The following is a 13,967-nucleotide window of genomic DNA, read 5'->3' as shown; positions in this document are numbered from 1 at the left end:
CGACCAGACTTCCCGGCACACCGCTTTCACCCTATCCCGGCCGCGGCCCGTCAAGACAGTGTCAACGTCCTCGTGAGCGGCGCCAGGGACGCGTCAAGACGCCTGCCCGAGGGCCCGCGGAGCGCTTCGCTGTGTGGTGATGAATGACGTACGGCGCGGACGGCTGAAGGTCTACCTCGGGGCCGCCCCGGGGGTGGGCAAGACGTACCGCATGCTCGACGAGGGGCGCCGCCGGGCCGGTCGCGGCGCCGATGTGGTGGTGGCGTTCGCCGAGTGCCACAGGCGGCCGCTGACGGAGGCGATGCTCGACGGCCTGGAGACGGTGGACCGGGCCCGGTGCGTCTACCGGGGCGGGCGGTTCGAGGAGATGGACCTCGCCGCGGTGCTCGCCCGCCGCCCCACGGTCGCGATCGTCGACGAGTTCGCCCACACCAACGTCCCGGGCGAGGGCCGCAGTCCCAAGCGCTGGCAGGACATCGAGGAGCTGCTGGCCGCCGGAATCGATGTGATCACCGCGGTCAACGTCCAGCACCTGGAGTCCCTCAAGGACGTCGTAGAGAAGATCACCGGGGTGCCGCAGCACGAGACGCTGCCCGACGAGGTCGTACGCCGGGCCCAGCAGATCGAGCTGGTCGACATCCCGCCCGAGGGGCTGCGCCGCCGTATGGCGCACGGCAACATCTACGCCCCCGAGAAGATCGACGCCGCCCTCGCCAACTACTTCCGGCCCGGCAATCTGACCGCGCTGCGCCAGCTGGCCCTGCTGTGGGTCGCCGACCGGGTCGACGAAGCCCTCAACAGCTACCGGGCCGAGCACGCCATCGGCACCGTGTGGGAGACACGCGAGCGGGTGGTGGTCGCGCTCACCGGCGGGCCGGAGGGCGGCACGCTGATCCGGCGGGCCGCCCGGATCGCCGACCGGTCGGCCGGCGGCGAGCTGCTGGCCGTGCATGTCGCCCGCAGCGACGGTCTGGCCGCGGGCGTCTCGCACGCCTCGCTGGCCCGGCAGCGCCGGCTCGTCGAGGACCTCGGCGGCAGCTACCACTCCGTGGTCGGGGACGACGTCGCCACCACGCTGGTGGAGTTCGCCCGCGCCGAGAACGCCACCCAGCTCGTGCTCGGCGCCAGCCGGCGCGGACGCCTGGAGCGGTTCCTGACCGGCCTCGGCACGGGGGAGACCGTCGTCGCGCTCTCCGGTGACATCGACGTCCACCGGGTCACCCACGAACAGGCCGGCCGCGGCACCCTGCTGCCGTCCCGGCGCCGCACGTTGTCGAGGTCCCGGCGGATCGCGGGGCCCGTCGCCGGACTGGTGGCGCCGTTCCTGCTCACCACCGCCCTGGCCCAGGTGCGCGGGACCCTGGACCTCACCAGCGAGGCCCTGCTGTTCCTGCTCGCGGTGGTGGGCGTGGCCTGCATCGGCGGCGTGGCCTCCGCGGTGATCGCCTCCCTCACGGCGTCCGTGCTGCTCAACTACTGGTTCGTCCCGCCCATCGGCCGGTTCACGCTCAGCGATCCGAACGCGCTGGTGGCCCTGAGCGTCTTCGCCGTCGTGGCCGCAACCGTCGCCGCCGTCGTCGACCGCTCCCTGCGCCAGTCGCGCAGGGCGGCCCGGGCCACCGCCGAGGCCGAGACCATGTCCTCCCTCGCCGGCAGCATCGTGCGCGGCGGCCAGACCATCCCGGCGCTGCTGGAACGGACGCGCGAGACCTTCGGCATGGAATCGGCGGAACTCGTCGACGAACCGCCCGACGCCGACGGGGCGACGGTCGTCCCGGCCGGACCCGGGTCGTTCCTGGTGCTGCACGGCCGCACGCTGTCCTCGCCCGAGCGGCGCGTCCTGGCCGCCTTCGCCGCGCACGTGGGCTCGGCGGTGGAGCGGGCGCGGCTGGCCGAGGCCGCCGCCGAGATAGAACCGGTGCGCGCCGCCGACCGTATGCGTACGGCGCTGCTGCGGGCCGTGGGCCACGATCTGCGCACCCCGCTCGCCGCGGGCTGGGCCGCGGTCACCTCGCTGCGCAGCCGGGACGTCGAGTTCTCCGCCGAGGACCGCGACGAACTCCTCGCCACCGCCGACGAGTCCATGGCCAGGCTCAACCGTCTGATCGAGAACCTCCTCGACCTCAGCCGACTGGAGGCGGGCGTACTCAAGCTCAACCTGCGCGTCACCGCCCTGGAGGAGGTCCTTCCGGCCGCCCTGGTGGATGTCTCCGGCGTCGAGGTCGGGGACGTGGAGGCGATCCCCGCGGTGCTGGCCGACCCGCCGCTGCTGGAGCGGGTGATCGCCAACCTGGTCACCAACGCGGCCCGCCACACTCCGCCCGGGGCCAGGGTGCTGGTGACCGCCAGCGCGCTCGCGGGCCGGGCCGAACTGCGCGTCGTGGACCGCGGTCCCGGCCTCCCGCAAGCAGGCCGGGACCGTCTCTTCGAGCCCTTCCAGCGCCTCGGCGACACCGACAACTCCACCGGCCTCGGCCTGGGGCTCGCCCTGGCCCGCGGTCTGACCGAGGCCATGGACGGCACGCTCACCCCCGAGGACACGCCAGGCGGCGGGCTGACGATGGTGGTGTCGCTGCCGCTGGCCGAACGCGTCGAACACGTCTCCCTCACCGACCGACAGCACCCGAGCGGTGCCCCGAGCGCAGGAGGTGTCGCATGAGCACTGCGACCGGCCCGTGGAAGCTGTACCGCACCACTTCCGGCCCCCGAACGACAGCTTGGCCGGCGCGCGACCGGATCGCCCTGGCCGCCGGCCTGGTCGCCCCGTTCCTGGTGGCCCTCGCGCTCGTGCCGTTCCGTACGGATCTCTCCCGCACCAACGCCGCCCTTGTCCTCGTCGTGGCCGTCGTCGCGGTCTCCGCGCTGGGCAGCCGGACGGCGGGGGTGGTCGCCTCGCTGTCGGCGGCGGCCTGGTTCGCCCGCGGCGGAGCCGCAATTGGGCACAGCTTCCTGACCCGGCCGTACGAGACGTTCGACATCACCGCATCCGCCGATGTCGAAACTGCGGTGCTGCTGCTGGCCGTCGGCCTGATCGTGTCCCAACTCGCCGTGCATGCCCGCCGGTTGGAGGTCGTCACGGTGACGGACGCGGGCTATCTCGCCCGGATCCATGCCACGGCCGACCTGGTGCAGTCCGCCAAGTCCGCGGACACCGTGGTGGATCACGTGCGGCGCGAACTCGCCGGACTCCTCGGACTGCGCGCCTGCCGCTTCGAGTACGGCACACTCCTGGGCCGCCCGCCCCGCCTCCAGGCCGACGGCAGCCTGACCGTCGGCTCCCGGCCCTGGGACGCCGACGCGAGCGGCTGGCCCGAGGGAGAGATCGAGCTGCGGGCGTACGGCAACGGGCACTACCTCGGGCGCTTCATGCTGACGCCGGGTCCCGGCCGGGTGCCGCCCTTGCAGGCACGCCTGGTCGCCGTGACCCTGGCGGACCAGACGGGGGCGGCGCTGGACACGGCGGGGCCGGCACGGAAGGGCTGACGCGGGCCGGGCAGAACGGCTGGCGGGAGCCGGGGCAGAGCGGCTGAGGTCCGCCGGCGCGGCACCGGTGGCGCGTGTCGTTGGCATGTTCTTGACGAAGTCTTGGATCATGTGCGGCCCCTGGCCGGAACAGCCCTGGTGACCCGCGCCGTTCAGCCTGTTGTGACGACAACTCTCCCCGCCTGCCCGGAGCCCGGCCAGCGATCGCAGCACATGGTGATCTGCGGCGACGACGCACTCGCGCACCGGCTCGCCGTCGAACTGGACGCCGTGTGCGGCGAGATCGTCACCGTGGTGCTGCCGTCCGCGAGCGACGAGCGTGGTGCGGAGATCGCCGCGCTGCACGAAGACCCGGACTCACCGGTCCAACTGCACCTCTCCGCCCGTCCCGACGAGCGAGCCCTGCGGGCGGCGGGCGTCGAGCGGGCCGCCGCGCTCGCCCTGACCTACCGTGACGACCAGCTCAACATGACCGCGGCGCTGCTCGCCCGGACCGTCAACCCCTCCGTGCGGCTGGTCGTCCGCATGTTCAACCGCGAGCGCGGCCGCCATCTGGAGCGGCTGCTGGACCGGGCGGCGGGACTGTGCGACGACCTCCCCCAGGACACCTCCACCACCGTGCTCTCCGACGCCGACACCGCCGTACCGGAACTCGTGGCGGCGGCCGCCCTGGGGCACGGACACACCCTCCAGGTGGAGGGCAAGGTCTTCCGCGGAGTCGTACGCCCCGCCGGCACGCCGTCGCACGCCACCGATCTGGCCGCCCTCGCCGTGCTGTCCGGCGCCCACCAGGACGACCCGGCCAGCCAGGACAGCGCGGAGACATCCGGCGAGGACGGCACCCAGCTGCTGCCCGACTCCCGGGCCGCCTATCACCGGCAGTTCACGCACGGGCGGCTGATGCTGGAGGAGGTCACCCACCTCGCGTCCGAAACGGCCGCCCGAGCCCGTCGCCTCCACCCTCGCCGGTGGCTGCGGGCACGGCTCGCCCACCTGCCGTGGAAGGTCTTCCTCTCTCATCAACTCGCGGCCGTCTATGGGGCGTTGACGGCAGTCGTCCTTGTGCTCGCGGCCGCCACCGCGCTCTTCGCGGACGAGCACCCGTGGTGGAAGAACTTCTATCTGCCGATGCTGGACATCTTCACCATGGGCGACCCGGCCACCGAGGAGTCGGTGGCCCGCCGAGTGCTCCAACTCCTTGCCGGTTTCGTGGGGTTGGCCGTACTGCCCATGGTCGTCGCCGCAACCATGAGTGCCACCGAGGCGTTCCGTACCGCCTCGGCGAACCATCCGCCCGAGGACGACGTCAGCGGCCATATCGTCCTGGTCGGCCTGGGCATGGTCGGCACCCGGGTGCTGGCCCGGCTGCGCGCCACCGACCACCAGGTGGTGGCCATCGAGCGCGACCCGCACGCCCGCGGCGTCGCCCTCGCCCGCCAACTCGGCGTACCGCTGATACTGGAGGACGCCACCGCCCCGGGCGTGCTCGAACTGGCCCGCATCCGGCAGAGCGGCTCGCTGCTCGTCCTGACCCGCGACGACGGCCAGAACCTCGACATCGTCATGGCGGTCCGGGAGACGAACCCCGCCGTGCGGGTGGTGACGCGGCTGTACGACGACGCCTTCGCGGCCACCGTCCAACGCACCCTGCGCGCCTCCTACCCGGACGCCCTGACCCGGAGCAGAAGCGTTTCCGCGCTGGCTGCGCCGTCGTTCGCCGCCGCGATGATGGGCCGCCATGTGCTGGGCGTGATGCCGGTGGAGCGGGGCTCGCTGCTGTTCACCTGCGTGGATGTGGCGGGGCATCCCGAGCTGGAGGGGCGCTCCGTGCACGAGGCGTTCCGGGAGAACGAGTGGCGGGTGCTGGCCGTCGGGACGGCCACCGGGCCACTGCCGGTGTCGGAGGCCGTGGACGGCCTCCCCGGACCGCGTCCCGGCCGGACGGGCTTCGACTGGCGTCCGGTGCAGGGGCGGGTCCTGCGGGCGGGCGACCGCGTGGTCCTTGTGACGACGCGGCGCGGCCTGGACATTCTGATGACGGGCGTGCAGCCGCATCCGGCGGACCGGCGGCAGTAGACGGAGCGCTCCGCTGGCAGCGCGGTGACCAATCCGCGGGCCGGTGGGGGCTGGTCGCGCAGTTCCCCGCGCCCCTTACGGGGCGCGGTACCGCCCAGGGGACCGTCATGCCAGGTCGGAGACCCTGAACACCGTCTCCGCCGTCTCGCGCTCCACCCGCTCCGAGACCCGGTCCAGCGCGGTGGTCCCGCACAGCAGGGTGCCCAGGGTCAGGGACTTGCGGGCGTCCTCGTGCAACCGGTGCCAGAGGTCGGGATTGTGGACGAGGACCCGGGGGTCGAGTTCGATGCGCTCGCCGAGGGCGTCCCGGAGCACCAGGCGCTGGGTGATTCCGTCGAGGCAGCGCACCGAGACCAGCAGGTCGGTGCGGACCCTCCGGGTGACCAGCAGCCTGCGTGAGCTCAGCCAGCCCTCGCCGGCGCGGATCCGGTCGGGGCAGAGCAGGAGGAAGAGCAGTGCGGCGAGCGCGGACCACAGCGCACCGCGCCGCAGCGACAGGGTGTCCGCGCCCCAGTCGATCAGGAACAGCAGGCCGAGGAGTACGGCCGCGCAGCGGATCGCGCTGATCAGATCCCCCGCCCAGCGGCGATCGTGGACCACGGGGCCGGATTCCGGTGCGTAGGCGCTGGGTTCGGGGGTCCTGGATCCGTGTCGGCGCGCGTCGTCGCGGTGTCCCATGCACATGACGGTAGAGAGCGCACGGACGAGGAGGAATGGACCTTGACGGGACTCATACGGCCCCGCGCTCCTTCTTGACGGCACCGCAGCGAGGACCGCCCGTTGCCCAAGTCACACCTGCATCAAGGACGCGTCAAAGACGCCGGGTTCGACGCGAAGAACGCGCAAGGGACGCTCGGCGGCCCGGACATCGGGACACAACCTTGATGCATCGGACGCGACGGCCGCGCACGGCCGTCCGTCCCGCACGCAGGTCGTCCTGCAGGTTGTACTAAGGAGCACGCACCCATGTCCGTCCTGACCACCGAACCGGGCGCCGTCCCCGCAGGTGAGGAGCCGCCCGATACCGGCGAGCGCCACCGCCTCACCGCCGTCACCGGCCTCGCCGCCCTGTCGCTGGACGCGATGGCGTCGGTCGCCTACGGACCCGAGGCGATCGTGCTGGTGCTGGCCGCCGCCGGCGCCCACGGACTGGGCTTCACCCTGCCGGTGACCCTGGCCATCGCGGGCCTGCTGGCGGTGCTGGTCGCCTCGTACCGGCAGGTGATCGCCGCCTTTCCCGACGGCGGCGGGTCTTATGCGGTGGCGAAGACGCACCTGGGCGCGCGCACGAGCCTGGTGGCGGCGGCCTCGCTCGTCCTGGACTACGTGCTGAACGTCGCCGTCGCCGTCACGGCCGGCGTGGCCGCGCTGACCTCCGCCTTCCCCGCCCTGTACGGGGAGCGCCTGTGGCTGTGCCTGGCGGTGCTCGCGGTCGTCACCGCGGTGAATCTGCGCGGCATCGTGGAGTCCGCCAAGGCCTTCATCGTGCCGACCGTCGTGTTCGTCGGCTCGATCTTCGTGCTGATCGTCGTCGGACTGTTCCGTTCCGGGCCCGTGAGCACGGCGACCGCGGCCGGTCATGCCTCGGCGCTCGCCGACAACGCCACCACCGTGGGCGCCCTCCTCCTGCTGAAAGCTTTCGCCTCCGGATGCAGCGCCCTGACCGGTGTCGAGGCCATCGCCAACGCCGTGCCCTCCTTCCGCGTCCCGCGCGCCAAGCGGGCCCAGCGGGCGGAGGTCGCCCTCGGCGCGGTGCTCGGCGTGATGCTGATCGGGCTGTCGGTGCTGATCTCCCGCTTCCACCTCCAGCCGGTCGAGGGCGTCACCGTCCTGGCCCAGCTCGCGGACGCCTCGCTCGGCCACAACTGGGCTTTCTACGTCATCCAGTTCGCGACGATGATCCTGCTGGCGCTGTCCGCGAACACCTCGTTCGGCGGCCTGCCGGTGCTGCTGAAGCTGCTGGCCCGGGACAACTACGCACCGCATGTGTTCGCCCTGAAGGCCGACCGCCAGGTGCACCGGCACGGCGTGCTGGCCCTGGCCGCCGTCTCCGCCGCGCTGCTGGTCTTCTCCGGCGGCGACACCAACACCCTGGTGCCGCTGTTCGCGATCGGCGTCTTCGTCGGGTTCACCGTCGCCCAGGTCGGCATGGTCCGGCACTGGCGGCATGAGCACAGCCCGGGCTGGAAGGGCAAGGCGCTGCTCAACGGGTTCGGCGCCGTCCTCACCGGCATCTCGGCGGTCGTCGTCACGGCGTCGAAGTTCGAGGAGGGCGCCTGGCTGATCGTGATCGCCCTGCCGCTGCTGGTCGCGGCCTTCGAGACCGTGCACCGCGCCTACGCACGCATCGGTGAGCGGCTGGGGCTCGGCCGCATCCCCGAGCATCCGCACCGCGACCGCTCGGTCGTGATCGTGCCGGTGTCCTCGATCTCCCGCCTCACCTCGGAGGCCCTGACGGCCGCCGCCTCCCTCGGCGACGAGGTCCGCGCCGTCACCGTCTGCTACCCCGACCCCGAGGACCGGGCCCAGCTGCACGCCCTGGAGCGCGCCTGGGCGCAGTGGGACCCGGGCGTGCCGCTGGTCCGGCTGACCTGCCGGCGCCGCACCCTGGGCCGCCCCATCGCCGCCTACGTCCGCGAGGTGTCCGTGTCCGAGCCGGCCACCCGGGTCACCGTGCTGATCCCGGAGACGGAGCCCGAGCGGCTGTGGCAGCGGCTGCTGCAGAACCAGCGGGGCGCCGTCGTCGCACACGCCGTGCGCAAGGAGACCGATGCGGTGATCTGCCGACTGCGCTTCCGTTTGTTCTGACGCCTGCTCTGACGCCTGTTCGGACCGGGGGCCGCTTCCGACCTGCGGTGATGGTCCAGCCGTAAGAGTTCCGTCAAAGGCGCGCAGCGGGCCGTATGGGAGCCGTCAACGGAGCCGGATTCCGGCCACGAAGGCTGTTTCCTCTAACCGTCCCTGTCCAACGAACCTCTCCTAGGAGTTCGCGATGGCCGATCTGGCCTTCGTCGTAGCCACGATCGCGTGTTTCGCGTTGGTGGCCCTCGTCGCCAAGGGGGTGACGAAGCTGTGACCGCCGAGAACATCGTCGGCCTCGTCGTGGCCGTCGCCCTGCTGGGCTATCTCGTCCTCGCCCTGATCTTCCCGGAGAGGTTCTGAGCCACGACATGGGTCCCGTACTCGCAGGCGTCCTCCAACTGCTCGCCCTCATAGGCGCGTTGGCTCTCGTCTACATCCCCCTCGGCAACTACATGGCCAAGGTCTACTCCTCCGACAAGCACTGGCGCGTCGAGAAGTGGATCTACAAGGGCATCGGTGCCAACCCCGACACCGAGATGCGCTGGACCGCGTACCTGCGCGGCGTCCTCGCCTTCTCCGCGGCCGGCGTCCTCTTCCTCTACCTGCTGCAGCGCATCCAGGGCGTCCTGCCGATGTCGCTGGGCTTCAAGGCCATCGACGCGGACCAGGCGTTCAACACCGCCGCGTCCTTCGTGACCAACACCAACTGGCAGTCGTACTACGGCGAGCAGGCCATGGGCCATGTCGTGCAGACCGCCGGTCTGGCCGTGCAGAACTTCGTCTCCGCGGCCGTCGGCATCGCCGTCGCGGTGGCTCTCGTACGGGGCTTCGCGCGCTCGCGCACCGGTGAGCTGGGCAACTTCTGGTCGGACATGGTGCGCGGTGTGACGCGCATTCTGCTGCCGGGTGCCTTCATCGCCGCGATCGTGCTGGTGGCGTGCGGCGCCATCCAGAACTTCGCCGGGATCCACGAGGTCGGGCAGTTCATGGGCAGCCACCAGCAGTGGAACGGCGGCGCCGTCGCCTCGACGGAGGCCATCAAGGAGCTGGGCACCAACGGCGGCGGTATTTTCAACGCCAACTCGGCCCACCCGTTCGAGAACCCCGGCCCGTTCACCAACCTCTTCGAGATCTTCCTGCTGCTGGTCATCCCGTTCGCCCTGACCCGCACCTTCGGCATCATGGTCGGTTCGGTCAAGCAGGGCTACGCGATCCTTGCGGCCATGGCGAGCATCTGGGTCGGCTTCGTCGCCCTGATGATGTGGACCGAGTTCGCCCACCACGGCCCGGCGTTCCAGCTCGCGCACGGCGCGATGGAGGGCAAGGAGGTCCGCTTCGGCGTCGGCTCCTCGTCGATCTTCGCGGTGTCGACCACGCTCACCTCGACCGGTGCGGTGGACTCCTTCCACTCCTCCTTCACCGGCCTCGGCGGCGGGATCACCATGCTCGGCATGATGCTGGGCGAGATCGCACCCGGCGGTACCGGCTCCGGCCTCTACGGCATGCTGATCATGGCGGTCATCGCGGTGTTCATCGCCGGTCTGATGGTCGGCCGTACGCCCGAGTACCTGGGCAAGAAGATCGGCTCCCGTGAGATCAAGCTGGCGGCCTGCTACATCCTGATCACCCCGGCCCTGGTGCTGATCTTCACCGCGTTCTCGATGGCCCTGCCGACCCCGGGCCACTCGATGACCAACAGCGGGGCGCACGGATTCTCCGAGATCCTGTACGCCTACACGTCCGCCTCCAACAACAACGGCTCGGCGTTCGCCGGTCTGAACGCGGACACCCAGTGGTTCAACAGCACCACGGGCCTGGCCATGCTGCTGGGCCGCTTCCTGCCGATGGTGTTCGTGCTGGCGCTGGCCGGCTCGCTCGCCGAGCAGAAGCCGGTCCCGGAGACCGCGGGCACCCTGCGGACCGAGAAGCCGCTGTTCACCGGCCTGCTGGTGGGCGCGATCCTGATCATCACCGGTCTGACGTACTTCCCGGCGCTGGCGCTGGGTCCGCTGGCCGAGGGGCTGGCGTCATGACCACTCGCACCGAAAACCACGAGGACTCGATGTCCACAGCCACTCCGACCCGGGCGCCGCACAGCGACGTACCCACCGGGCACAAGTCCCCCGAGGGCCGTGTCGGCGCGGGCCTCTTCGATCCGAAGCAGCTGGTCAAGTCGCTGCCGGACGCCTTCCGCAAGCTCGACCCGCGGGTGATGGTCAAGTCGCCCGTGATGTTCGTGGTGTGGATCGGCTCCGTCCTGACCACGGTCTTCTCCTTCAAGGACCCGGGCGACTGGTTCGGCTGGGCGATCAGCCTGTGGCTGTGGCTGACCGTGGTCTTCGCCAACCTGGCGGAGGCCGTCGCCGAGGGCCGCGGCAAGGCGCAGGCCGACACCCTGCGCAAGGCCAAGACCGACACCGTGGCGCGCCGCCTGGCGGGCGACACCGAGGTGCAGGTGCCCGGCACCGACCTGAAGATCGGCGACCTGGTCGTCTGCGAGGCCGGCGACATCATCCCCGGTGACGGTGACGTCATCGAGGGCGTCGCCTCGGTCGACGAGTCGGCGATCACGGGCGAGTCGGCGCCGGTCATCCGCGAGTCCGGTGGCGACCGTTCGGCGGTCACCGGCGGTACGAAGGTCCTGTCCGACCGCATCGTCATCAAGATCACGACGAAGCCCGGCGAGACCTTCATCGACAGGATGATCAACCTCGTCGAGGGCGCCGCGCGCCAGAAGACCCCGAACGAGATCGCGCTGAACATCCTCCTCGCGTCTCTGACGATCGTCTTCCTGCTGGCCGTCGCCACGCTGCCGCCCTTCGCCACCTACGCGGGCACCCACCTGACGATGGTCGTGCTGGTCGCGCTGCTGGTCTGCCTCATCCCGACCACCATCGGCGCGCTGCTCTCCGCGATCGGCATCGCGGGCATGGACCGCCTGGTCCAGCGCAACGTGCTCGCCATGTCCGGCAGGGCGGTCGAGGCCGCCGGTGACGTGTCGACGCTGCTGCTCGACAAGACCGGCACCATCACCCTCGGCAACCGCCAGGCATCCGAGTTCGTGCCGGTCAACGGTACGACGGAGGCCGAGGTCGCCGACGCCGCCCAGCTGTCGTCGCTGGCCGACGAGACGCCCGAGGGCCGCTCCATCGTCGTACTGGCGAAGGAGAAGTACGGGCTGCGGGAGCGCCACCAGGGAGAGCTCGCCGGCGCCGAGTGGATCGCCTTCACCGCCCAGACGCGTATGTCGGGCGTGGACGTCGACGGGCGCAGGATCCGCAAGGGTGCGGCCGGTTCGGTGATCGCCTGGGTCCAGGAGCAGGGCGGCACGGTCGCCGAGGACGCGGACACGCTGTCCAACCGCATCTCCGAGGCGGGCGGCACCCCGCTGCTCGTCGCCGTCGAGGACGACCGGGGCGCTCGCATCCTGGGCGTCATCCACCTCAAGGACGTCGTCAAGGACGGCATGCGCGAGCGGTTCGACGAACTGCGCCGCATGGGCATCAAGACCGTCATGATCACGGGTGACAACCCGCTGACCGCCAAGGCGATCGCCGAGGAGGCGGGCGTCGACGACTTCCTCGCGGAGGCCACTCCCGAGGACAAGATGGCCCTCATCAAGCGCGAGCAGGCGGGCGGCAAGCTGGTCGCGATGACCGGCGACGGCACCAACGACGCCCCCGCGCTGGCCCAGGCGGACGTCGGCGTGGCGATGAACACCGGTACGTCGGCCGCCAAGGAGGCCGGCAACATGGTCGACCTCGACTCCAACCCGACCAAGCTCATCGAGATCGTCGAGATCGGCAAGCAACTCCTCATCACCCGGGGCGCGCTCACGACGTTCTCCATCGCCAACGACGTCGCGAAGTACTTCGCGATCATCCCGGCGCTGTTCGCGGCCGTGTACCCGGGCCTGGACAAGCTCAACATCATGGGCCTGTCCTCGCCGGACTCCGCGATCCTGTCCGCGGTCATCTTCAACGCGCTGATCATCATCGCGCTGGTGCCGCTCTCCCTGAAGGGCGTGCAGTACCGGCCGGTGAGCGCCGACAAGATGCTGCGGCGCAACCTGACGATCTACGGCATCGGCGGGCTGATCGCCCCGTTCATCGGCATCAAGGTCATCGACCTGCTCATCTCCCTCATCCCCGGAATCGGTTGATCGCCATGAACAACTCCGTGACCAACACCGCCCGGTTGCTCGGGGCGGGCCTGCGCGCCCTCCTCGTGCTGACCCTGGTGACGGGCGTCATCTACCCGCTGGTCGTCACCGGCATCGCCCAGGCGCTGTTCCACAACAAGGCGAACGGCTCCGAGATCAAGGCGGACGGCAAGGTCGTCGGCTCCTCGCTGATCGGTCAGGCGTACAACCTGCCGCTGAAGAAGGGCCAGGAGACCCCGGACCCGGACCTGAAGTGGTTCCAGGGGCGCCCGCAGAACGGCCTGGGCACCAACAGCGTCAACACCCAGTACAAGCTGATCCTGTCCGGCGCCACCAACCGTTCCGGTGACAACAAGGACCTGATCGCCTGGGTGAAGGCCGCCCAGTCCGCCGTCATCAAGGACAACTCGGTGTCCGGCTACACGGTCAAGGCCTCCGAGGTCCCCGCCGACGCCGTCACGTCCTCCGGCTCCGGCCTGGACCCGGACATCTCCCCGCAGTACGCGGAGATCCAGGTCCACCGGGTCGCCGCCAAGAACGGCCTGTCGGCCGCCCAGGTCGAGAAGCTGGTCAAGGACCACACCGAGGGTCGCACCCTCGGCTTCATGGGTGAGCCCCGCGTGAACGTCCTGGAACTCAACATCGCGCTCAAGTCCCTTGTGGCCAAGGGCTGATGGGGTTACGCGAACCGAGCGGGAGCCGACGTCCGGAGCCATCCGGCACGTCGGCTCCCGCCGCCGTGAAGAAAGGCGTACAGCCATGACCAGGGTGTTGGTGGTGGAGGACGACCCCCAGCTCGTACGAGCACTCGTGATCAACCTGCAGGCCCGCAAGTACGGCGTGGACGCCGCTCCCGACGGCGCCACCGCACTCCGGCTCGCGGCCGCCCGCCAGCCCGATGTCGTGATGCTCGACCTCGGTCTGCCGGACATGGACGGCGTCGATGTCATCAAGGCCCTGCGCGGCTGGAGCCGGGTCCCGGTGCTGGTGCTGTCCGCGCGTCAGGCCTCCGACGAGAAGGTTGCAGCCCTCGACGCGGGCGCCGACGACTACATCACCAAGCCGTTCAGCATGGACGAGCTGATGGCCCGGCTGCGGGCCGCCGTCCGCCGTGTCGAGGAGACCCCGCTCGTCCCCGAGACGACCCGGGTGGAGACCGACGACTTCACCGTCGACCTGCTGGCCAAGCGGGTCGTGCGCGGACACCGCGATGTGCGGCTGACACCGACGGAATGGCATCTGCTGGAGATCCTGATCACCAATCCCGGCCGGCTCATCACCCAGAAACACCTGCTCCAGGAGGTCTGGGGGGTGTCCCAGAGCAACAAGAGCAACTACCTGCGGGTCTATATGGCCCAGCTGCGCCGCAAGTTGGAGACGGACCCCTCGCACCCCCGCTACCTCATCACCGAACCCGGCATGGGTTACCGCTTCGAAGGGTGAA

Annotated in this window: 10 protein-coding genes; 9 read left to right on the top strand and 1 reads right to left on the bottom strand. The window is 70.7% G+C overall.

Annotation, left to right across the window (positions count from 1 at the left end; translation table 11 throughout):
• Positions 1-139: 139 nt before the first annotated feature.
• The 3 genes from P2Q00_RS40555 (at position 140) to P2Q00_RS40545 (ending at position 5,559) form a co-directional block, all read left to right on the top strand.
• On the top strand, positions 140-2,659 hold the full coding sequence (locus tag P2Q00_RS40555; RefSeq protein ID WP_275779542.1) for a sensor histidine kinase: 2,520 nt from the start codon (positions 140-142) through the stop codon (positions 2,657-2,659).
• Positions 2,656-3,483, top strand: a complete 828-nt coding sequence (locus tag P2Q00_RS40550; RefSeq protein WP_275779541.1) for a DUF4118 domain-containing protein — start codon at positions 2,656-2,658, stop codon at positions 3,481-3,483. Before P2Q00_RS40555 ends, P2Q00_RS40550 begins: the two co-directional genes overlap by 4 nt.
• A 162-nt stretch (positions 3,484-3,645) precedes the next feature.
• Positions 3,646-5,559, top strand: coding sequence for an NAD-binding protein (locus P2Q00_RS40545; protein WP_275779540.1), 1,914 nt, complete (start codon positions 3,646-3,648; stop codon positions 5,557-5,559).
• A 105-nt stretch (positions 5,560-5,664) separates the two neighbouring features.
• Here P2Q00_RS40545 and P2Q00_RS40540 read toward each other — a convergent pair whose 3' ends face one another.
• Entirely contained in the window at positions 5,665-6,237 is a 573-nt protein-coding gene (locus P2Q00_RS40540; protein ID WP_275779538.1) for a hypothetical protein, read from the bottom strand.
• Between the two features lie 288 nt (positions 6,238-6,525).
• Between P2Q00_RS40540 and P2Q00_RS40535 the strand changes: the two genes are divergently transcribed.
• From P2Q00_RS40535 to P2Q00_RS40510, 6 genes are all read left to right on the top strand, one after another.
• On the top strand, positions 6,526-8,367 hold the full coding sequence (locus tag P2Q00_RS40535) for an APC family permease (RefSeq protein WP_275779536.1): 1,842 nt from the start codon (positions 6,526-6,528) through the stop codon (positions 8,365-8,367).
• Between the two features lie 264 nt (positions 8,368-8,631).
• Entirely contained in the window at positions 8,632-8,721 is a 90-nt protein-coding gene (kdpF, locus tag P2Q00_RS40530; protein ID WP_016434100.1) for a K(+)-transporting ATPase subunit F, read from the top strand.
• A gap of 8 nt (positions 8,722-8,729) precedes the next feature.
• Positions 8,730-10,394 (top strand): potassium-transporting ATPase subunit KdpA, encoded by a 1,665-nt coding sequence (kdpA, locus tag P2Q00_RS40525; RefSeq protein ID WP_275779520.1) that lies wholly within the window; start codon positions 8,730-8,732, stop codon positions 10,392-10,394.
• Positions 10,391-12,523, top strand: coding sequence for a potassium-transporting ATPase subunit KdpB (gene kdpB, locus P2Q00_RS40520; protein ID WP_275779518.1), 2,133 nt, complete (start codon positions 10,391-10,393; stop codon positions 12,521-12,523). Before kdpA ends, kdpB begins: the two co-directional genes overlap by 4 nt.
• Positions 12,524-12,528: 5 nt before the next feature.
• Entirely contained in the window at positions 12,529-13,197 is a 669-nt protein-coding gene (locus P2Q00_RS40515; RefSeq protein WP_275779516.1) for a potassium-transporting ATPase subunit C, read from the top strand.
• 85 nt (positions 13,198-13,282) lie between these two features.
• Positions 13,283-13,966 carry a response regulator gene (locus tag P2Q00_RS40510; RefSeq protein WP_275779514.1) on the top strand — a complete coding sequence of 228 codons (684 nt, stop codon included), beginning with the start codon at positions 13,283-13,285 and terminating at the stop codon, positions 13,964-13,966.
• Position 13,967 lies beyond the last annotated feature (1 nt).

It is taken from the genome of Streptomyces coacervatus (assembly GCF_029223485.1).
Lineage (GTDB): Bacteria > Actinomycetota > Actinomycetes > Streptomycetales > Streptomycetaceae > Streptomyces > Streptomyces coacervatus.
The sequence above is the reverse complement of the archived record's forward strand: the minus strand, read 5'-3'. Positions and strand labels throughout refer to the sequence as shown.